Origin of the sequence: Thalassobacillus devorans, from assembly GCF_900176565.1 — a bacterium.
In the GTDB taxonomy this organism is placed as follows: domain Bacteria; phylum Bacillota; class Bacilli; order Bacillales; family Halobacillaceae; genus Thalassobacillus; species Thalassobacillus devorans_A.
Genome location: NZ_FXEH01000005.1, coordinates 207888 through 228257, shown reverse-complemented (window position 1 = coordinate 228257; position 20370 = coordinate 207888). Strand labels below are relative to the sequence as shown.

The window sequence follows — 20370 nt, the reverse complement described above, 5'->3', positions numbered from 1 at the left end:
TTGTTATTCCCCCAGGCCTTCGTTTTTCATGGTTTCTTGTAATTGTTGAATCGCTTCTTCTTCGTCATTGCCTTGAGCTGTAATTTTTACTTCTGCTCCAGATGGAATACCAAGACTCATAATACCCATAATGGATTTCAAGTTTACAGCCTTCTCTTTATAATGCAGGTTGATATCAGACTCGAAATTTCCTGCCTTCTGTACAAGTACTGTTGCCGGGCGTGCATGTACCCCGTCAGACGATGTAATTGTAAAAGTTTTTTCTTGCATGATTTATTCCTCCTCAAAAGAGTTCTCTTTGTTCATTCTTAACTATACCATTTTAAGCTTTTTGCAGGTCCTTTTTCAAGAATCCTACAATAAGAGCACTGATAAATGCTCCAATCAAAATAGCGATGGTATAAAGATACCATCCACCTTCAACAAGTGGGAATACGAAAATCCCTCCATGCGGGGCAAATAACTGGATTCCGAACAACATGGTAAGGGACCCTGCAACAGCTGAACCTACGACAAGAGAAGGAATAACCCGTACCGGGTCAGCAGCCGCGAAAGGAATAGCACCTTCTGTAATGAAAAATGCTCCTAATGGAAGGGCTGTCTTACCAGCTTCTCGTTCCTGTGGTGTGAATTTGTTTTTAAAGATTAAGGTTGCAATTCCCATTGCCAGAGGCGGAACCATACCGCCAGCCATGATAGCCGCAATGAATTCATAGTTTTGAGCGTCAATCATCGCAAGTCCGAATGTATAAGCAGCCTTATTAATCGGACCGCCCATATCGATGGCCATCATGCCACCCAAAAGCAGACCTACTAAGGCCAGGTTCGTGCCGCCCATACCTTCTAACCAGCTTAGTACCCCGCTGTAAATCTGAGTCAATGGAGGGTTGATAAGAAGCATGATCATTCCCGTACCGAAAATGGCTAGCACTGGATAGAATAACACAGTTTTTAGGCCATCCAGCATATCAGGCAATCCTTCCAGCAGTTTCTTAATTCCAAGAGTCAAATAACCAGCAAGGAAACCTGCAATCAGACCGCCAAGAAAACCAGAACCGCTAGTTCCTTCTACACCTGTGGTGATCGCTATTAAACCACCGACCATACCAGGAGCGAAACCAGGGCGGTCAGCGATACTGGAAGCAATGAAGCCAGCCAGTACTGGAACAAGTAAGAAGAAGGCGTTATCACCGCCTATGATGCTGAGCATTTCAGCGAAGCGATTATATTCATCACTTGATGGGTCTGCTGCATTGATACCGAATAAAAAGGAAATAGCAATCAGAATTCCGCCCCCAACAACGAATGGAAGCATGTTGGAAACACCGTTCATCAAGTGCTTATAAACTCCTGTGCGTTGATTTCCTTCGTTCGAAGATCCCTGGGATGAATTGCCGTCTCCCTGGTAAATCGGTGCATCTTTGTTTACGGCACGCTCAAGAAGTTTTTCTGGTTCATGGATGGCTTTTGCTACTGGCACTTCAATGACAGGCTTTCCTTTGAAGCCTTCCATTTCTACTTTTGTATCAGCTGCCACAATGATTGCGTCTGCTTGTGCGATATCTTCGTCGGTGAGACGGTTTTTGACTCCACTGGAACCATTGGTCTGTACTTTGATGTTAATTCCTTTTTCTTTAGCTGTCTCTTTCAATTTATCGGCAGCCATATAGGTGTGCGCGATGCCTGTCGGACATGCGGTGACTGCTAAGATTCGACTATCGGAACCCTCTGCTTCCACTTCGCCTTCATCTTCTTCAGCTTCTTTGGCATTGATAGCTTCGATGATTTCGTCTTCTGTTTTTGCCTGCTCGAGTTGTGAGCGGAAATTTTTATCCATTAAGAAAGAAGATAAGCGGGATAAAGTTTCCAGGTGGGTCTTATTAGCACCTTCAGAAGCTGCAATCATAAAAAACAGGTTTGTCGGCTCTCCATCAAGGGATTCATAGTCAAGTCCTTCGGATGAGCGGCCAAATGCAATGGCTGGTTCTTTTACCGCACTTGTCTTAGCGTGGGGAATAGCAATTCCTTCTCCTATCCCGGTGGTACTTTGTGCTTCACGTTCTAAAATGGCCTCTTTAAATCCTTGCTTATCATTTAAACGGCCTGCCTGATCCAATTTACTTACCAGTTCATCGATTGCTTCCGCTTTGGAATGAGCGGATAGGTCCAACAGAATCGTGTCTTTTTTCAATAAATCTGTTATTTTCATGAAAATCCCTCCTTTAATTTAACCTGGTAACTTCAATATCCGGGAGCAGTGCATCTACTTCTTCTTGATTACAGAGATCATCATTGAATGCTGTAGCACTTCCGGCAGCTACCCCATATCGTAAGGCTGTTTCAACGTTGTTTCCGGTCGATAGACCTGCCAAGAAGCCAGCTACTACTGAATCTCCTGCTCCGACTGAGTTTTTCACTTGTCCATGTGGGACATTAGCATGCAAAGCACGCTGGGAATCGACTAGCACAGCACCATCTCCACCCATAGAAACAATGACGTTCTCGGCACCTTGCTCAACCAGTTTTTTGGCATAAAAGACGGCGTCGTCTTTCGTAGTGACGGTTGTTTCGAACAACTGACCCAACTCGTGGTGGTTCGGTTTCAACAACATTACCGGTAATCCAACCAGCTGTTTAAGTGCGGCACCAGAGGTGTCAGCCACTAAAGAAATATTTTTCTGTTTGCATATGCTGGCGATTTTTAAGTAAATATCTTTATCCAGGGAAGCTGGAACACTCCCTGCAATTACTAATGTATCTTCTGGTGATAGTTTTTCTATGGAAGATAACAGTTCAGTTTGCTGAGCAGAAGTGATCGACGGACCTGGTCCGTTGATCTCTGTTTCATCGCCTGATTTCATTTTGACGTTAATGCGGGACGGTTCTCCAGTTTCAATAAAATGGTGGGACACTCCATCTTCATCTAAGTAAGAACGGATGAACTCTCCAGTAAATCCCCCGGCAAACCCTAAAGCGGTGGAAGGGGTAGACAGCTGGTTCAGTACTCGGGAAACATTAATCCCTTTGCCCCCCGGATAATATAAGGTTCTTTCAGCGCGGTTCAGCCCTCCTGGTTCAAACTTATCCACATGCATAATGTAGTCAATGGAAGGGTTCAGCGTACATGTATATATCATGATGTCACAACCTTTACTTCTGTTAGTTCTTTAAATGATGGTAATAAATCATCCGGGGCATTAGAAATGATTACAGCATCCTGAATTTCTGCGACTTTAGCAAATGTCACTTCATTGAGTTTTGAGGCATCAGCTAATATGAAAGTTTCCCCCGATAATTGAAGGGCAGTATTTTTAACAACGGCTTCCTCTGGATCGGGTGTCGTAAATCCTTCTTTGGGATGGACACCGTTGATACCGAGAAAACTTTTATCGAAACGGTAATGTTTTAAGTTCTCGACAGCATGTGCGCCGATTACCGCACGCGTCTTTCGTTTAATTCGGCCCCCGATCACGTATGTGTCAATGTCATAGCTGGTCAGGGTCTCCAAGTGGGAAAGCCCGTTGGTGACGACTAATATATTTTTTTTGGCTAAAAAAGGTATCATCTCATAAGTGGTCGAACCGGCATCAAGAAAAATACTATCGCCTTCCCGGACAAGGCTTGCTGCATATTTGGCAATGGCTCGTTTTTCAGCAAGATGGACTGTCTTTTTTTCCTGCAGGCTAAGTTCTTCACTGGCTGCACTTTTTATGGAAGCTCCCCCATGGACCCGGCGGAGCTTTTTCTTTTCCTCTAAAAAGCTGAGATCACGCCTGATGGTAGATTCTGAAGCATTGGTAGCTTCGACTAGTTCCTTCATTTTAACTGTTTTTCTATCCTGTAGCAGGCTCAAAATAACCTGGTGGCGTTCAGGGGTCAACATAGGCTGACACTCCTTTCAAGTTAACCTACATTTATCATAAAGGAAGCCCTTTCATTTTTCAATCAAAAACAATCAAATACAATCAAAATTAATCATATTTGTGAACAATATCAGCCATTACCATTCATGAATGTCCTTTTACGTACCTTTACCAGCTGAAGAATTCATGCAAAGATACAAATCTTTTAGGGTCTGTTAATTTGTCGCCTGGAGCATTCTATATTATCTTGCCCATAATGGGAATTTGTGCTACATTTACATTATGTATTTGTGCGTTCTTAGGAGGTGTCAGTCACATCATGCAAACACTCGCAATCACGTTATTAACAGTCGATACACTTGTCATGATCGTTCTAGTTCTTCTTCAATCCGGTAAAAGCGCAGGTCTTTCAGGTGCCATTTCCGGTGGGGCTGAACAATTATTCGGTAAGCAAAAAGCAAGAGGAATCGATGCCGTACTCCACAAAGCTACCATTGTTACGGGAGTGCTATTCTTCGTTTTCGCATTTTTAGCTGCTTATGTATTAAGTTAATAATGAAACCAGAGAAAGCCGCGCTGATTTAGCGCGGCTTTACTTTTTGCTTTTAACAGAAATAGAAAGCAAACAGGTAGGAAGTATATAGAGGTGTCTGCTAAAATAAAAAGGCTTGCTAAATGAGAATGAAATCTACTGTTATAGGGAATTACAAAGGTAAGGAGAGAACTGACATATGAAAATAAAACAACCACAACCGTTTACGTTTGAAGAAGGAGAACGTGCGGTATTGTTACTACATGGATTTACAGGACATTCCGCAGATGTTCGAATGATGGGACGCTTTCTGCAAAAACATGGTTATACTAGTCATGCGCCTATTTACCGCGGACATGGACTTCCACCGGAAGAGCTGACGAAGGCTACCCCTGAAGATTGGTGGGAAGATGTACAGGAAGCCTTGAACCATCTCCGGGAACTGGGCTATGAAAAAATAGCTGTGGCAGGTCTTTCGCTTGGAGGGGTGCTTGGACTAAAGCTTGCTTATTCAGAGAAGGTTAGAGGTGTCATTCCAATGTGCGCGCCGATGTTCTTTGATAATGAAGAACAATTGACGGGAGGATTTCGCTTCAAAGCTAAAGAATATAAGCAATTAGAGGGGAAAGACAAAGAAACGATCGAGCAGGAAATAGAAGAGCTGATGGATCAGTCAGAAGATATGTTCAAGCAGCTCGGGCAGTTTATTAATGAAGTCCATGACCATATCGATCACATCTATACCCCGACTTTCGTTGTGCAGGCCGCTAAAGATGAAATGATCAACAAGGATAGCGCTAACTATATATATAACCATGTGGAATCCGATCACAAAGACATAAAGTGGTATGAGAATTCGGGACATGTCATCACCATGGATAAAGAAAAAGATGAACTGCACAAGGATGTTCTCGAATTTTTAGAATCATTGGACTGGGATTGAGAATCAATGTCCGCCAAGGTCGGAATGTCACGGAACGATAAAGGAGGATGAAGCGTTTTGAGTAAGGAATTGAAAAAGAAAGTATTGGATTTTTTTCATGAATCGGCATCAAAACCACTATCAGTACAAGAACTAGAAGAAACGCTTGAGCTCGATGGAGCCGATGACTTTTCAGACCTCATGAAGACACTGAATGAATTGGAAGAACAAGGAGAGCTTGTACGTACACGCAAGAACCGTTTTGGCTTACCAGAGAAAATGAATTTGATCAGGGGACGAATCCAGATGCATGCGAAAGGGTTTGCATTTCTTATCCCCGATGAAGAAGGCAAGGATGATATTTATATCCACCATTCCGACCTTCATTCTGCTATGAATAATGACAAGGTTCTTGTAAGAGTAGATAAGAGAGACGAGTCTGGAGCAAGACCTGAGGGTGCCGTCATCCGGATCCTGGAGCGAGCAACAGACAAAGTAGTGGGTACTTATCAGCCTAGCAGAAACTTCGGGTTTGTCATCGCTGATGACAAGCGGATACCAAATGACATTTTCATACCGAAAGGGTCGGCCAATGGTGCTGCCGACGGGCATAAGGTAATAGTCAAGATTACCAAATACCCGGAAGACAGGATGAGTGCTGAGGGCGAGATTGAAGAAATCCTTGGTCATAAGAATGACCCGGGAATTGATATCATTTCCATTATTTATAAGCATGGAATCAAACTTGATTTCCCTGATGAGGTACTGGAACAGGCCAAAAATACACCGGATGAAATTTCACCCGATGAAATCAAAAATCGCCGCGATTTGCGTGATGAAATGATTGTGACGATTGATGGAGCCGATGCGAAGGACCTCGATGATGCTGTTATGGTCAAAAGACTGGACAATGGCAACTTCAAGCTGGGTGTCCATATCGCAGATGTTTCTTACTATGTGGAAGAGGGTTCTCCTATTGATCAGGAAGCTGCTGAACGAGCGACAAGTGTCTATCTAGTCGATCGTGTCATCCCTATGATTCCGCATCGTTTATCCAATGGAATATGTTCTTTGAACCCGCAAGTGGACAGATTGACACTTTCATGTGAAATGGAGATCGACGCAAACGGTGAAGTAGTCAATCATGAGATTTTCCAAAGTGTCATCAGGACCAATGAGCGGATGACATACAAAGATGTAAACAAGATTCTCGAAGATCAGGACCCTGAATTAATGGAGCGGTATAAGGAGCTTATCCCGATGTTCACGGACATGGGAAAGCTTGCTGCAACTTTAAGAAGAAAACGTATGGGTCGCGGAGCTATTGACTTCGACTTTAAAGAAGCCGGTGTCATTGTCGATGAACAAGGTAAAGCAATCGATGTGAAACTTCGTGAGCGTTCTGTGGCTGAGCGGTTGATTGAAGAGTTCATGCTCGCAGCCAATGAAACAGTTGCAGAGCATTTCCATTGGATGGATGTGCCGTTTATACATCGGATTCACCAGGATCCAGACCCTGATAAGCTTCAGCATTTCTTTGAGTTCGTTGCCAACCTCGGATACGTGGTGCGCGGTACCGCCAACGAAATACACCCACAAGCCCTGCAAAAAGTGTTGGAGGGGATCGAGGGTACACAGGAAGAAATGATTATTTCTAAATTGATGCTTCGTTCGATGCAGCAGGCGAAATATGATCCGCAAAGTATCGGCCACTTTGGGCTTGCTACTGATTTTTATACCCACTTCACGTCACCAATCAGGCGTTATCCAGACTTGATTGTGCACCGGTTGATCCGAACTTATTTGGTAGAAAAGAAACTGGATGAGAAAACGCAGCAGCATTGGAAAGAAAAAATGCCTGAAATTGCGCGTCATTCTTCCGAGATGGAGCGTGCCGCCGTCGATGCGGAACGGGAAACAGATGATTTGAAGAAAGCCGAGTATATGCAAGATAAAATCGGTGAGGAGTTTGAAGGTGTTATCAGTTCAGTAACCAGCTTCGGCCTATTCGTGGAACTGCCAAACACTGTTGAAGGACTGGTCCATGTCAGTTATTTGACAGACGACTATTACCATTTCGAAGAACGGCAGTATGCCATGATCGGTGAGCGGACCGGTAATGTGTTCCGTATTGGTGACGAAGTGACCGTCCGTGTGACGAACGTAAATTTAGAAGAACGTGTAGTCGACTTTGAAATTGTCGGGATGAAACCGCGCAAAGAACGTGACCCAGACGCCAAGCCGAAGGTCATCAAAACAAGAAGTGCCAATCGTACTTCTGAAAACAAGAGCGGGAAAAAGAAAGAAAAGGGTAAAAACAAGAGTAAGAAGCCCTTTTATAACAACAAAGGGCTGAAACAAAGAAAGAAAAATAAGAAGAAAAAGAAATAACCTCAATACAAAAAAGCTGCCGGTAATGCTGGCAGCTTTTCTGTTTATTAGGATGTTAAAACCATCTGCTATATAGTCTCCAAGGCTTTTGTACTTCAAAAATAGATAGGTCAGGTATGTTTTTAAATCCAGTTTCGGAAAAATCTATCCAGGCTCCAGCGGCTTCCGGGTTCTCATTCCAGTTATGATAGACTGTTTCGAAAAAGCCTGGCTGCTCGAAATGATCGTCCCAAAAGTATTTTACATGTGTATGAAGGTCACCTTTTTGATCGTTACGGAAAATGACAAATCTATCTTCTTCCGGGTTTATGTAAAAGGTGCATTCGTTTAAGTATTCATCCGTGAATAGTACCTTATCAAACGGCAACGGATAGTAGCATTCATAAGGGAAAGCTCCAAGGGCATTATCATTAAGTGATGATAACAGCGTTCTTTTCTGGTCAAGTTCTTCAATCTTCTTCCATAGCGGACCACTTTTACCTGGATGATGTGTTTTTGTCTTTAATATCGCATAGTAATGGACAGGTCCGGGCTTCATTCCGGATCTTTCAATCACGCGCTGGGCGGGATAGTTATGGGTTTGTGTATTAGCGCCAATCCAATGGATATTTGGTTTCTTACTTAATAACTCAGCGATGAAGGACATCACTTCCGTACTATAACCATGCCCGATATAGCGCCGGTCACTACGCATTCTCCCAAGCATGGCAAACTTATCAGCAAAAATAGTGTAACCTGCTACACTCAATAAAGCTTCCCCTTGGAATAATCCGAACATATCATGCTCCTCCGATTCGATAAGTTTTGGGAAGATACGGATAACATAGTCATCTTCAATCCCTGTATCCATTTTTTTCAGGTTATCTAAATCTCCCCACTCCAGCTTTCGAATATCAACCACTTGTTTTCCCAATGCCCCCGCCCCTTTTTTATACTTTATGAAAGTTAAACCTTGTTACAGGATTAAAGTATAAGAAAAACTAAGGCTTTCACCATAAGTACTTGGCGATAAGCAAGTTTTTCTAAAAGAAATTTCCAAAAATATAATCTCATATGCTAATTGTAATTGTCTATAACAATGCCTGTTTAATTGGATTATCTCTGCTTTTTTGGTACAATAATCTTCACGGCAAATAGAGGAGGAACCATTATGCCTAAAGGAAAAGGAAATGCCATTGCACAAAACAGAAAAGCCAGTCATGACTATTTTATAGAAGAAACTTTCGAAGCCGGCATGGTTCTGCAGGGAACAGAAATTAAGTCAATCCGTGCGAAGCGGGTCAACCTGAAAGACAGTTTTGCCACCATCCGAAAAGGAGAAGTGTTTCTCCATAACATGCATATTTCTCCCTATGAGCAGGGAAACAGGTATAATCATGAACCGACGCGGACGAGGAAGCTGCTCCTTCATCGTAAAGAAATCGATCGGTTGATCGGTGCAACCCAGCAAGAAGGCTATTCTTTGGTACCACTCAAAATCTATATTAAGAATGGTGTTGCAAAAGTTTTGCTCGGCCTAGGTAAAGGGAAAAAGAAATACGATAAACGTCAGGTATTGAAAGAGAAACAGATGAAGCGTGACATCGATCGGGCATTGAAAGAGAGATACTAAATGATGGAAATGCAGGCAGGAATCTCATTTGAAAATGATTGATGGTGTGTTATAATAGTAGTTGTCGATGAAGACAACAAGCACAATTGAATAATAGCTTGCCTATTTTATCCTAACGGGGACGTTACGGATTCGACAGGGATAGGTCGAGCTCAGGTTGCAAGTCGAGGCGACGACTCGTAAAACGTCATTTGCCTAAATATAACTGGCGAATCTAACGATAACCTAGCTCTAGCAGCGTAAGCTGACTTGAGCTGATCCTTCCTGGCATTGTCCGTGTGCCAGATTGAAGGGTCCCAAACTGAAGCGGACTACGCGTTTCTCCACCGCCTGAGGAGAAACGAAGAGACTAATCAGGCTAGCGCCTGGGAAGCCTGTTGGTAGGCTGAGCAGGTGGCGAAGCATAATATACCGACTACGCTTGTAGAAGCCTGAGTGCCGATATCTCTGGACGTGGGTTCGATTAGTTTATAGTCGCCTTATGTGGCAACACATAAGTGAAAATCTGGCTTTATCGGTGAAACCTAAGTCACTTCTGGTGATAAGGCAATACCGAGCGGTATGTGGAGTAATCCAACAGCCGTGTATCGACTTATAGGCTGCCATCTTGCAGTGGTAGTACTAGGATGTGAACTCTTCTTAAGAAAATCTAAAGTTCACATAAAACGCCAGAGGACCTGTAAGGACAGGTTCAAGATATAGTCAGTGCCATGACGAAAGCATGGAAGCACATGTCCCACCGTCTCCATCAAACTACGTAATAATAGATCAGCTTTAGCTGGTCTATTTTTTATGCTTAAATAGAGTATAAGTTTAGAAATAATCAAGTCTCAACAGTACTTTTTGGTTAAATCAGAGTTGAAAAAATTCTTCCTCAAAAGATAATTTCCTCTTTAATGCCTCTTTAGAATACTTTCCGTTCCTTACTGTTACAAGCTCGTATTGTTCTAATATCAATAATGCTCGCTTACGTTTCCGGTCAACTCGTAGAAATGTATGAACATTCTTTAAAACCGTTAATACATCGGTTTTTACCTTAATGTTTAGGGTATAGGAATTTAAATGTTTATCCGGTTTGTAATTTTTTTTTATTAATAATTGTTCCCCCACCTAAGGCTTGTAGATAAGTGAGAAGTTCTTTATCAGTGGAAGAAATGGTAATGCAGGGTCTTCTATGTTCATTTTTATGGATTCTGGTTAAAGTGATACTTCCTTCTCCATCAATTATCCCTGCCATGTAGGCTGCTTCCCAAGCTTTCATATTGTTTCCTCCCTTAATCTTAACGGGAACTAATGTTCTCGTTTTTATTATACGGTAATGAGCAATATTATTACAGTTTTTCAGTAGCATCATTATTTTGCTAGGAGGATGGGGATGCATTATCAGACAGTTAAGGTAAATAATAAAAAGATCATGAAGAATTTTATCTATCTTCAAGAGGAGTTGAAAATATGGCTTTGCTGGAACTTTTGAAAAAAGGGAACAAGTCTTCCGGTGTAGCTGCGCTGGGGAATACCGGTCTTGCGATTATCAAAAGCATAGCGGCAGCAGTAAGTGGGAGCGGGGCTATGATGGCAACTGCCATTCATTCCATCGCTGATGCTACTAACCAGGGGCTTGTTTACTTTGGCAGCGCGCTTGCTGAAAAAGAGCCGACTAAACGGTTCCCTACCGGCTTTGGACGGGTGGTCAATTTATTTGTGCTGTTAGCTGTCATTATTATCGGCATCATGGCCTATGAAACGATCTTAAAGGGATGGGAAATCATCCAGCACCCGAAGGCATCGACAAGTTTTTGGCTTAACGTATTGATTCTAGTTGCATCCATCGCCGTCGATGGTTTCATTTTAATTAAAGCAATGAAAGAAGTGGTGAAAGAATCACGAGTGGATGCCTCAGGCCTGCAAGTAGTTCCGTCATCATTCAAAAATGTCAAATATGCAGCCCCGCCAACAAAGCTTGTTTTTTATGAAGATATTATAGCTACTTCAGGAGCGGTTTTGGCACTAATATCCGTGGTTTTAGCGCACTTCACTGGCTTATATATACTGGATGGAATCGGAACGATACTGATTGGTGTATTGCTGATCATCATCGCATTGATGCTCGGTTACGAAAACACGATGGGGTTGATTGGCGCTGCTGCCCCGGAAATTGTAGAAAATAGGATTGCTTCCCTCATACTTGCCGATAAGGATGTCGAGGACATCAAGAGGCTTCGTATCATTCGTGAGGGAGATGATTACCATGTTGATGGTGCTATCGAGTTAAGAGGTGGAATGACGTTAGCAGAAGCGGATGATATAAAATACAGGGTAAGGGACAGCGTTTTGGAAGATCCTGATGTAGATGATGTAGTCATCGGAATTATTGAAACAGATAAGATCCAAAACTGGGAAGTGGAGGATAAAGAGAATAAATAATTGAAAAAAGGAGATTCTCACTAATAGAGAATCTCCTTTTAAATGATAATAATCATTATTTAATTGAGAATGGATAGCCCTTTGTCATACTTCCTGTTTTACAGACAAACCTAGTCCTTCTGCAACCCGCTGACCATATTCAGGGTCCGCCTTATAGAAATGCTCGATTTGCCGTTGTTTAATTTCATCACTTTCCACTGGCCCCATTGCACCAACGATATTGGAGATAAGGCGTGTGCGCTCTTCTTCAGACATCAGGCGATACAGATCCCCTGCCTGGGTGTAGTGGTCATTATGGTCATAAGCTACACTTTCTGCTACACCTGATACAGGGTAGGCTGCTTGTTTGTCCTCAGGATTCTCAGCGGGTCCGCCTGCACTGTTTGGTTCGTAATAAACAGAACCACCGCCGTTGTCATCAAAACGCATTTGCCCGTCACGCTGATAATTGTTTACTTCGTTACGAGCCCGGTTGATCGGTAATGCATGATGGTTGGCTCCTACGCGGTAACGATGAGCATCATGGTAGGCGAACAAGCGCCCTTGCAGCATTTTGTCAGGCGAGACATCAATACCAGGAACCAGTGTTCCAGGAGAGAAGGTAGCCTGTTCAACTTCTGCAAAATAGTTCTCGGGATTTTTGTTCAATACCATTCGTCCAACTTCGATCAATGGATAGTCTTTTTGAGACCACACTTTAGTGACATCGAATGGATCAAAACGGTAAGTATCGGCATCTTCGAGTGGCATGATTTGGACATATAGTTTCCATGCTGGATAGTCGCCTTTTTCAATAGCATTAAACAGGTCTTCTGTATGGTAATCAGGGTTTTCCCCGGCGATTTTTGTTCCTGCTTCTTCCGTTAGATTCTTGATGCCTTGTTCAGTCTTGAAATGATATTTGACCCAGACACCGTCTCCATCTGCGTTTGTCCATTTAAATGTGTGACTGCCAAAACCGTGCATATGACGGTATGTAGCCGGTATGCCTCGATCTGACATTAATATGGTGACCTGATGCAGTGATTCAGGAGATAAAGACCAGAAGTCCCATACAGCATTAGGGTTCTTCAGGTGCGTTTTCGGGTGACGTTTCTGTGTATGAATGAAATCAGGGAACTTGATCGCATCACGGATAAAGAACACTGGTGTGTTGTTACCGACGAGATCATAGTTGCCTTCATCTGTATAGAACTTTACTGCAAATCCCCGTGGATCACGAACAGAATCAGCGGATCCATTTTCTCCTGCAACTGTGGAGAAACGTACAAATAACGGGGTGCGTTTTCCTACTTCAGACAAAAAGTCAGCTTTCGTATATTTCGATACATCATTAGTTACTTCAAAGTAACCATGTGCCCCAGCACCTTTTGCGTGCACAACACGTTCCGGTACTCGTTCTCTGTTGAAGTGGGCCAGTTTTTCCAGCAAGTGGACATCCTGGATCAGAGTAGGGCCGCGAGAACCTGCTGTTATGGAATTTTGATTATCTCCAACGGGAGCTCCCCAGCTTGTTGTTAATGTATTTTTATTATTGCTCATAAAAGTACCACCTCATAAAAGTATTTTTACTACCTAAAACAATGATAACACTTATCAATGAAAAATCAATATCTTTTTATAATAATTATAAATTGATCATTTGTTTAAAGATTAAATAGTTAGAAGTAGTTTATTTCAGACATATCGCATACTTAAACTTGAAAGTAAGAACATATGCAATAATAGAAAGCAGAAGAGTGAAGACATAAAAAAACTTCCGTGACAACATGTGGTTAATCACGAAAGTTCAAGATAGTATAAGTATTGGATAGCTGTATCTATTGATTTTATTTTCTTTATAATTAAGCACTTTTCATCACCCTGGACCGTTGACTGACAGCTTTCAAAATAAACAGTTTATCTTGCCTCGTTAACATCTGCCAACTACGTACCTTGATTTTCATGACTTTTCTCTCCTTATTAATGTGAAATATCATGAAGAAAGATTCTGATGATGGGAAAACCATAAACTGTTAATTTAATGTATAGTAGCTTATACCGCTTTTCCTGGAGACTTAAACAATAAAAATTGTTACAAGAATCGAGTCAGGAAGGGGTGTTTTTGTCGAATTCTGATGAGTTTCTGTCAGGATAAGTTGAGCAATACATACATTTGCAGGGAAATGACGAAAAGAAAATTAAAAAACTGCACATCTGTGATGTGCAGTGATGGTTATTCGGCATCTTCACCGATAATCCGTACTTCACGTTCGAGATCAACTCCAAACTTTTCTTTCACGGTTTTTTGAACATGTTCAATTAAAGCAATGTAGTCCGATGTAGTGGCATTATCTTTGTTGACGATAAACCCGGCATGCTTTGTGGAGACTTCAGCTCCTCCGATGCTTGTTCCTTGCAGTTTGCTGTCCTGAATCAGTTTGCCGGCAAAATACCCTGGCGGTCGTTTGAAAACACTTCCGCATGATGGGTATTCAAGGGGCTGCTTTGATTCTCTTTTGTATGTCAGATCATCCATTACGGCTTTGATATCTTCGTAATTACCTGGTTTCAGGTTGAAGGTTGCTTCTACGACAATGTCTCCATTATCTGGAATATTACTGGTTCGGTAATCTAAGTCAAGCTCTGAAGCGAGCCGCTTAACAAGATTTCCTTCTTTATCAACGACATAAGCATAATCCAGAACATCTTTGATTTCCCCACCATAAGCCCCGGCATTCATATATAAGGCGCCTCCGACGGTTCCGGGGATTCCACAGGCAAACTCAAGCCCGGATAAGTGCTGCTCCAACGCGTAATATGAAGCATCGATAATTCGCGCTCCACTTTGGGCTACCACTGTATTTCCTTCAGAAGATATTTTATCAAGATGCTTCAGGTTAATAACTATTCCACGTATGCCTCCATCCTTGATGATCAAGTTGGAACCATTCCCGAGCAATGTGAAAGGGACATCTTCTTCCTTGGAAAACTTGACAACATTCTGTATCTCCTCGTAAGTAGTTGGTGTAATAAAGAAGTCAGCTTTGCCGCCAAGTTTGGTATATAAATGGTCTCGCAGCATTTCATCGACTTTTACATTTTCTTCTTTTACAATGTCCATTAATTTATTGTGAATTTTTTCTTTATTGTCCATACACATCATTCCCATTAAAAATATTCTGTTCGTCACCAGTCATTCTAATATATTAGCATATGAGGCATACATAGGTGAAGTTACAAGCAGGTTACATGCAGTGTCCTTCTCTATTTTATTCAAACAAATGTCAAAATTTTTCTGATACGCTATATAACAATAAAGAAAGCGCTTTTATTTTGTAAAAACTTGATATATTCAGAAAACTCATTGCGTAGCCGTCGACAAATTAGTATCATTACATAATAATAGTCAAAGATTCAGGCTGAACGCCTGGCGTAAATAAAGGAGTAGGAAGGTGTAGCTGATGGAAAACAAAAAAGACTTACGCATACGAAGTAAAGTAATCAGTGAAGGCGTTAATCGGGTACCGAACCGTTCCATGTTAAGAGCGGTAGGATTTGAAGATGAAGATTTTCAAAAACCGATGATCGGCATCGCCAGTACGTGGAGTGAAGTTACTCCTTGTAACGTACATATCGACCGGCTTGCCAGAGAAGCAAAGAGTGGAGCTTCAGATAATGGTGGAGCTCCAATGATTTTTAATACCATTACTGTTTCCGATGGGATTGCCATGGGCCATGAAGGAATGCATTATTCTTTACCTAGCCGGGAAGTCATCGCTGATTCAATCGAAACGGTGACGAACGCTGAACGGCTTGATGGCGTCGTAGCCATCGGAGGTTGTGACAAAACAACACCTGCCTGTGTCATGGCGATTGGAAGAATGAATATCCCATCCGTATATGTATATGGTGGTACCATCCAGCCTGGTAAACTGGATGGAAAAGATATTGATATTGTTTCTTCCTTTGAAGCAGTCGGGCAGTATCAGGAAGGCACAATCAATGAAGAACAGCTCCACAGAGTAGAATGTAATGCCTGTCCGGGGGCCGGAGCGTGCGGCGGGATGTATACCGCCAACACGATGGCTTCTGCCGTAGAAGCTTTAGGAATGAGTATCCCAGGTTCATCCTCCACACCTGCTGTTAACGATTATAAGGAACAGGAGTGCAGACAAGCAGGAGAGATGGTAGTTGAACTACTCGAAAAAGAAATTTATCCACGGGATATTATGACAAAAGAAGCATTTGAAAATGCTATTACTGTTGTCATGGCGCTTGGTGGTTCTACAAATGCGCTCTTACATTTAACCGCCATGGCTCATTCTGCAGGAGTCGACCTTTCCTTAGACGACTTCGAACGGGTAAGGAAAAAGGTACCATTTATTGCAGATATGAAACCTAGTGGTAAATATGTGATGCAGGATCTGTATGAAGCAGGAGGCGTACCGGCTGTTATGAAACTGCTTCATGAGCATGGACTGCTTCATGGTGATTGTTTGACAGTGACTGGTAAAACAGTAGCAGAAAACCTGGAAGAAGCACCATCACTGAAGGAAGGACAACAAGTAATTCTTCCGCTTGACAGCCCGATTAAGCCAGAAGGCCCACTTGTCGTTCTGCGCGGGAACCTGGCCCCAGAAGGAGCAGTTGCTAAAATGTCTGGTTTGAAAATCAGCCGTTTTGAAGGACCGGCGCGAGTTTATGATAGTGAAGCAGATGCGACCAAAGCAATTGAAGGTGGAGAAATTAAAGAAGGGGATGTCCTGGTCATCCGTAACGTTGGTCCAAAAGGAGGGCCAGGAATGCCGGAAATGCTTTCCATTACATCCATGATCGTTGGAAGAGGGCTGGGAGGCAAGGTCGCCCTAATGACAGATGGCCGATTCTCCGGTGGATCACATGGGTTTGTAATTGGACATGTATCCCCAGAAGCCGTTGTCGGCGGTCCGATTGGTTTGTTGAAAGAAGGCGACACCATCACGATTGACAGTGAAACCCAGGAAATCAATGTTGGTATAACGAAAGAAGAATTTGAACGTCGCCAAGATGAATGGCAACGCCCGGAACTGAAACACAAGACAGGTGTACTTGCCAAATATGCCCGTCTGGTATCATCTTCAGCAAAAGGGGCAGTAACAGATTTAGAACTCGATTGAATATAGGATAAGAGGCTGGGACATAACTAGCCGAAAATAGTAAAAAAAGGGTTCCGATTATCGAATTTTGATGACCGGAACCCTTTTTTACTGAGTCAATCTCATAATTGGTTAGACGGTTTCCGTTTCAGGCCGTGTACTTTCTCAAGTTCACGGCCAAAAAGGCAAAACCTAATTCATTTTCAACGTTATCGCTGCCCCTGACGGACATGCGAGTGAAACGCAAATTAGCCTTCAGAAATCCAAAAACTGGCTCTACATCTACTTTGCGTCTGCCGTAGAGTTCGCCGGTTTTCTCATCCGAAAGCTTCTCTCTCACCGTATTTTTTTGTTGCTCCCACTTTTCATTATAATAGACTTTTCGATTGTTCCCTTCTTTTGCCTTCGTGCACGGGGAACGGAGCGGACATCCCGTACAATCTTCGCTCTCGTACACTTTGAACTCCCGGGTATAACCGTTTCGATCGGTTTTCTGGGATCGGTAACGGAACGTCACTTGTTTTCCGTTAGGACACGTATAGGAATCTTCTTCTTCATTGTATGACCAATTCGCGGAGTGGAAGGCATTTTTTTGAAAGCTCTTCGTCTTCTCTTTACGATAAGAGTTGTATGTAATCAGAGGCTCACGCTCCCGGTTTTCCAGGACATCTTCATAATTTTCTTCACTCCCATAGCCCCCATCGGCGACGATGTAGTTCGGAAGTTCAAAGTAATCCTGTTCGATCCGATCAAGGAAAGGACCGAAGGTACGCATATCCGTGGGGTTCGGAAAAATATCATAAGCGAGGGCGTATTGACCTTCCGTCGCAACTTGGATATTATAGCCGGCTTTCAATTGCCCATTCTTCATGTAATCATCTTTCATCCGCATAAATGTCGCATCGTGGTCTGTCTTCGAATAACTATTCCTTTTCCCGAAGATTTCCATGTCGTTCGCATATTTTTGCTTGCGCGCCGCAAAGTCTCTGAACTGTTTCCTGGCCTGATTCGGTTCTTTGCGTTCGGAACGAATTTGTTTTCGTTCACTTGTGTCTTCGCTTTCTTCAATTTTCCGGTTCAAGTCTTCGACTTTTTCATCTAATGTTTCGGCTATATCAGAAAGTTCGTCGACCGATAATTCCTCCGGATTTTCCCTTTCTATTTCAGGGATGATTTCCTTTTCCACTAATTCCTCATACATTCGGTTGGACTTTTCTATTAGCTTGTCGCTGTAGTTTTCGACGGCCTTACGCCAGACGAACGTAAACTTGTTGGCGTTTGCTTCTATCTTGGTTCCATCAATAAAAATAGCTTCCGCATCAATGATATCTTCTTGAACCAGTCGGGAACGAAACTGGACAAAGCTCTGGCGAAGAAGATCTTTGACGGCGGGGTGGACACGGAACCGATTAATGGTTCGATAGCTGGGTTCATAACCTTGAGCCAGCCACATCATACGCACACTATCCTTGATCAGCCCTTCGATTTTTCTTCCAGAGAACACGGATTGGGTGTAGGCGCATAAAATGACCTTCATCATCATGCGTGGGTGATACGCCGGGCATCCCGTGTCACGCAGGAATGCTGAAAAGGCTTCATCCGGAATACTTTCCACCAACTCATGCACGGCATAGGCGATATCATTATCTTGTAGTTTCATTTCCACATCCATAGGCAAGATTACTTGGTTCATGTTATACTGTTTAAACATAAGGACACCTCCGATGGTTATTGTGTGGTAACTTTAATTTTATCAGAGGTTGTCCTTATTTTCTTTATTGAAAATAAAAGAAAACCATAAAAAAGTGGTCGGCATCATTTTGATGCCGACCACTTTCCGTTTAATTTACTGGGTTTTGTCCCAGCCTCCTTTTTATATTCCACTTTTTATCAGATTTCTTTTGTTATATTTTAGTGTTGCGTTTTTTAGTATGTTGTTCTAATTGAGAATCCGGCTGTTGGTCAGATACATCTTCACTAAGCCCTTGCGGATTTACATTTGATGCTGCTCTTCCTTTGTTTCTACTCGCTTTCTTACTCATTTTGTACACCTCCATTTGATGGTTGGAAAAAATATTATATTTTTTCGAAAGGACACTTGTTAATAATAAGAAACGAACTCGCCCGAATAGAGGAGAGTTCGTTCCCTTTATTTGATCTTGACCCGAAAGGCCAAGTTACCCTTGCTTGTTTTGTTGGTTCTGCCCAGCCATGTTCGTCAAACTTGGTAACACGTTTTGTAATTGTCCGCCTTGACCTGTCATCATGCTGTAAGTTGCTGCACCGATACCGACGGAAGCGATAATCGGAAGCCACTGGATGTTTCGTCCTTGCATGCGTCAAACACCCCCTTCCCTTTACAACATTAGTTTGCTTCTTCTCTGTTTGTTCATGAGTGTGAACTATTACCAAAACAGATTTTTGACAGGAAGATGTTTGATGCCTTTTTCTCCTGGGAACTGATTTTAAAAAAGGAGGAATGTTTATGACAAACAGTGGGTTCAATACATTAAAACCTGGAAATAACTACTCTGCTCAGGAACTGGATAGTTTCGTATCAACAAAGAACGTTGTGCTTCTTTCTAACAATGGAAACCAATTATTCACTGAGCCGGATCGTGAGTATAAAGTTACGCAGGAATTTGAAGGGTTCTTTGAACATTCTTCTCAAGACGGAGAGAAATATTATCAGGATAAGAAAGCATATGTTGTTGAAAAAGTTTAAAAAATTCTTTCACCCCAGGATAGCCATATAGAGGCTATCCTGGGGTGTTTTAGTACAGATTTGCACCTTTTTTTAGTGATATATAACTTGACAAATAAACTCGAACTTTAGAATAATAGCAATATAATTAATTTTCTGTCATTTAATAATGCACTAAAGGATGGAGGGATGTCGTATAAGAACTGCTTAATTAGTTTGCTTCAAATTTTGATAACGCTTTCACAAGGTGGTTGGAAACATGGTTTGGGTAATTATATTTGCATTGATCACTATTGGCTCTGTCATTTTGGCTCTCAACAAGAAAAAGCCGGTTTTTCTTGTTGTTCCTTTTATTTCTGTTTTTGTGTTTATGTTAGTAAAAATTATCATGGTTCCCATGCCTTTTTGGGAAACGATTCGTTTTATTTTTAATTTGCGGGGCTGAACTTGGTTAAAACCATACATTGAAAGGAGGTGGCTATTGTGAAGAAAATTGAAAAAAAGGTGGCAGATGGGTATTTCCGCGCCCGGACGACAATGATTGTGATTTATTTAGCTATCGGTTTCCTCGTTTCATATGGAGTAGTTTTATTCGCGGAGCCTTTATCAACCATCACATTCAATCACTTCCCGCTTCACTATTACATGGGGGCACAAGGGGCAGTATTGACTTTCATCATTCTTCTTTTTGTCAATGCGGTAGTTAGTGACAAGATTGATAAAAAATATGGGATTGATGCCAAGAAGAATGAATCCATCAGCGCTGGTAAGACGCTTGATCATTAAATCGAGCCTAATTTTGTAA

20 protein-coding genes and 1 other RNA gene are annotated in these 20370 nt (G+C 42.2%); 10 read left to right on the top strand and 11 right to left on the bottom strand.

Going from position 1 to position 20370, the window contains the following annotated elements; genetic code table 11:
* Positions 1-3: 3 nt before the first annotated feature.
* From B9Y67_RS06005 to B9Y67_RS05990, 4 genes are read right to left on the bottom strand one after another with little or no spacing between them, the layout of a single operon-like run.
* Complete coding sequence (locus B9Y67_RS06005; RefSeq protein WP_085505859.1) at positions 4-270, bottom strand: phosphocarrier protein HPr; 267 nt, start codon at positions 268-270, stop codon at positions 4-6.
* A gap of 52 nt (positions 271-322) precedes the next feature.
* Positions 323-2209: a PTS fructose transporter subunit IIABC gene (locus B9Y67_RS06000; protein WP_085505858.1), complete on the bottom strand. Its 1887-nt coding sequence runs from the start codon at positions 2207-2209 to the stop codon at positions 323-325.
* Between the two features lie 13 nt (positions 2210-2222).
* Entirely contained in the window at positions 2223-3137 is a 915-nt protein-coding gene (gene pfkB, locus B9Y67_RS05995; protein ID WP_085505857.1) for a 1-phosphofructokinase, read from the bottom strand.
* On the bottom strand, positions 3134-3883 hold the full coding sequence (locus B9Y67_RS05990) for a DeoR/GlpR family DNA-binding transcription regulator (RefSeq protein ID WP_085505856.1): 750 nt from the start codon (positions 3881-3883) through the stop codon (positions 3134-3136). Before B9Y67_RS05990 ends, pfkB begins: the two co-directional genes overlap by 4 nt.
* A gap of 299 nt (positions 3884-4182) precedes the next feature.
* Here B9Y67_RS05990 and secG point away from each other — a divergent pair, with 299 nt between their 5' ends.
* From secG to rnr, 3 genes are all read left to right on the top strand, one after another.
* Positions 4183-4416, top strand: coding sequence for a preprotein translocase subunit SecG (gene secG / locus B9Y67_RS05985; protein WP_062441084.1), 234 nt, complete (start codon positions 4183-4185; stop codon positions 4414-4416).
* Between the two features lie 178 nt (positions 4417-4594).
* Positions 4595-5338: an alpha/beta hydrolase gene (locus B9Y67_RS05980; RefSeq protein ID WP_085505855.1), complete on the top strand. Its 744-nt coding sequence runs from the start codon at positions 4595-4597 to the stop codon at positions 5336-5338.
* Between the two features lie 57 nt (positions 5339-5395).
* A complete protein-coding gene (rnr, locus tag B9Y67_RS05975) occupies positions 5396-7708 on the top strand; it encodes a ribonuclease R (protein WP_085505854.1) in 2313 nt (770 codons plus the stop codon).
* Between the two features lie 55 nt (positions 7709-7763).
* Here the strand turns inward: rnr and B9Y67_RS05970 are convergent, their stop codons facing one another.
* Complete coding sequence (locus B9Y67_RS05970; RefSeq protein WP_254901726.1) at positions 7764-8621, bottom strand: GNAT family N-acetyltransferase; 858 nt, start codon at positions 8619-8621, stop codon at positions 7764-7766.
* Between the two features lie 237 nt (positions 8622-8858).
* On the opposite strand from B9Y67_RS05970, the gene smpB reads away from it, so the two are divergent.
* The gene (gene smpB / locus B9Y67_RS05965; protein WP_062441071.1) at positions 8859-9320 is read left to right on the top strand and encodes an SsrA-binding protein SmpB; all 462 of its coding nucleotides are present in this window, start codon (positions 8859-8861) and stop codon (positions 9318-9320) included.
* 125 nt (positions 9321-9445) lie between these two features.
* Positions 9446-9786: a transfer-messenger RNA gene (ssrA, locus tag B9Y67_RS05960) on the top strand.
* Positions 9787-10386: 600 nt separating this feature from the next.
* On the opposite strand, the gene B9Y67_RS20955 is transcribed toward ssrA, so the two are convergent.
* Complete coding sequence (locus B9Y67_RS20955) at positions 10387-10581, bottom strand: LAGLIDADG family homing endonuclease (protein ID WP_254901725.1); 195 nt, start codon at positions 10579-10581, stop codon at positions 10387-10389.
* Positions 10582-10772: 191 nt separating this feature from the next.
* Between B9Y67_RS20955 and B9Y67_RS05950 the strand changes: the two genes are divergently transcribed.
* Positions 10773-11744 (top strand): cation diffusion facilitator family transporter, encoded by a 972-nt coding sequence (locus B9Y67_RS05950; protein WP_085505853.1) that lies wholly within the window; start codon positions 10773-10775, stop codon positions 11742-11744.
* An 84-nt stretch (positions 11745-11828) separates the two neighbouring features.
* Here the strand turns inward: B9Y67_RS05950 and katA are convergent, their stop codons facing one another.
* Together katA and murB are read right to left on the bottom strand one after the other, a co-directional pair.
* Positions 11829-13286 carry a catalase KatA gene (gene katA / locus B9Y67_RS05945; protein ID WP_085505852.1) on the bottom strand — a complete coding sequence of 486 codons (1458 nt, stop codon included), beginning with the start codon at positions 13284-13286 and terminating at the stop codon, positions 11829-11831.
* Between the two features lie 673 nt (positions 13287-13959).
* Positions 13960-14880: a UDP-N-acetylmuramate dehydrogenase gene (gene murB, locus B9Y67_RS05940; RefSeq protein WP_085505851.1), complete on the bottom strand. Its 921-nt coding sequence runs from the start codon at positions 14878-14880 to the stop codon at positions 13960-13962.
* A 307-nt stretch (positions 14881-15187) separates the two neighbouring features.
* Between murB and ilvD the strand changes: the two genes are divergently transcribed.
* Positions 15188-16882 (top strand): dihydroxy-acid dehydratase, encoded by a 1695-nt coding sequence (gene ilvD, locus B9Y67_RS05935; RefSeq protein WP_085505850.1) that lies wholly within the window; start codon positions 15188-15190, stop codon positions 16880-16882.
* A gap of 127 nt (positions 16883-17009) precedes the next feature.
* Here the strand turns inward: ilvD and B9Y67_RS05930 are convergent, their stop codons facing one another.
* From B9Y67_RS05930 to B9Y67_RS20625, 3 genes are all read right to left on the bottom strand, one after another.
* Complete coding sequence (locus B9Y67_RS05930) at positions 17010-18572, bottom strand: IS1182 family transposase (RefSeq protein ID WP_085505849.1); 1563 nt, start codon at positions 18570-18572, stop codon at positions 17010-17012.
* A 193-nt stretch (positions 18573-18765) separates the two neighbouring features.
* Positions 18766-18903 carry a hypothetical protein gene (locus tag B9Y67_RS20630; protein WP_176223923.1) on the bottom strand — a complete coding sequence of 46 codons (138 nt, stop codon included), beginning with the start codon at positions 18901-18903 and terminating at the stop codon, positions 18766-18768.
* 135 nt (positions 18904-19038) lie between these two features.
* Positions 19039-19197, bottom strand: coding sequence for a hypothetical protein (locus B9Y67_RS20625; RefSeq protein WP_166761401.1), 159 nt, complete (start codon positions 19195-19197; stop codon positions 19039-19041).
* A 149-nt stretch (positions 19198-19346) separates the two neighbouring features.
* Between B9Y67_RS20625 and B9Y67_RS05925 the strand changes: the two genes are divergently transcribed.
* The 3 genes from B9Y67_RS05925 to B9Y67_RS05915 all read left to right on the top strand — a co-directional run bounded on the left by B9Y67_RS05925 (position 19347) and on the right by B9Y67_RS05915 (position 20351).
* Positions 19347-19586, top strand: a complete 240-nt coding sequence (locus B9Y67_RS05925) for a hypothetical protein (protein ID WP_085505848.1) — start codon at positions 19347-19349, stop codon at positions 19584-19586.
* A gap of 238 nt (positions 19587-19824) precedes the next feature.
* Positions 19825-20010: a hypothetical protein gene (locus B9Y67_RS05920; protein ID WP_085505847.1), complete on the top strand. Its 186-nt coding sequence runs from the start codon at positions 19825-19827 to the stop codon at positions 20008-20010.
* Positions 20011-20048: 38 nt separating this feature from the next.
* Entirely contained in the window at positions 20049-20351 is a 303-nt protein-coding gene (locus tag B9Y67_RS05915) for a DUF4212 domain-containing protein (protein WP_062441051.1), read from the top strand.
* Positions 20352-20370 lie beyond the last annotated feature (19 nt).

Coding starts and splice junctions, on each gene's coding strand:
- smpB (WP_062441071.1), top strand. CDS start 8,859: ATGCCTAAAGGAAAAGGAAATGCCATTGCACAAAACAGAAAAGCCAGT.
- murB (WP_085505851.1), bottom strand. CDS start 14,880: ATGGACAATAAAGAAAAAATTCACAATAAATTAATGGACATTGTAAAA.
- B9Y67_RS05990 (WP_085505856.1), bottom strand. CDS start 3,883: ATGTTGACCCCTGAACGCCACCAGGTTATTTTGAGCCTGCTACAGGAT.
- katA (WP_085505852.1), bottom strand. CDS start 13,286: ATGAGCAATAATAAAAATACATTAACAACAAGCTGGGGAGCTCCCGTT.
- B9Y67_RS20630 (WP_176223923.1), bottom strand. CDS start 18,903: ATGAGTAAGAAAGCGAGTAGAAACAAAGGAAGAGCAGCATCAAATGTA.
- B9Y67_RS06000 (WP_085505858.1), bottom strand. CDS start 2,209: ATGAAAATAACAGATTTATTGAAAAAAGACACGATTCTGTTGGACCTA.
- B9Y67_RS05930 (WP_085505849.1), bottom strand. CDS start 18,572: ATGTTTAAACAGTATAACATGAACCAAGTAATCTTGCCTATGGATGTG.
- B9Y67_RS20625 (WP_166761401.1), bottom strand. CDS start 19,197: ATGCAAGGACGAAACATCCAGTGGCTTCCGATTATCGCTTCCGTCGGT.
- B9Y67_RS06005 (WP_085505859.1), bottom strand. CDS start 270: ATGCAAGAAAAAACTTTTACAATTACATCGTCTGACGGGGTACATGCA.
- B9Y67_RS05925 (WP_085505848.1), top strand. CDS start 19,347: ATGACAAACAGTGGGTTCAATACATTAAAACCTGGAAATAACTACTCT.
- B9Y67_RS05980 (WP_085505855.1), top strand. CDS start 4,595: ATGAAAATAAAACAACCACAACCGTTTACGTTTGAAGAAGGAGAACGT.
- ilvD (WP_085505850.1), top strand. CDS start 15,188: ATGGAAAACAAAAAAGACTTACGCATACGAAGTAAAGTAATCAGTGAA.
- pfkB (WP_085505857.1), bottom strand. CDS start 3,137: ATGATATATACATGTACGCTGAACCCTTCCATTGACTACATTATGCAT.
- secG (WP_062441084.1), top strand. CDS start 4,183: ATGCAAACACTCGCAATCACGTTATTAACAGTCGATACACTTGTCATG.
- B9Y67_RS05950 (WP_085505853.1), top strand. CDS start 10,773: ATGGCTTTGCTGGAACTTTTGAAAAAAGGGAACAAGTCTTCCGGTGTA.
- B9Y67_RS05920 (WP_085505847.1), top strand. CDS start 19,825: ATGGTTTGGGTAATTATATTTGCATTGATCACTATTGGCTCTGTCATT.
- B9Y67_RS20955 (WP_254901725.1), bottom strand. CDS start 10,581: ATGAAAGCTTGGGAAGCAGCCTACATGGCAGGGATAATTGATGGAGAA.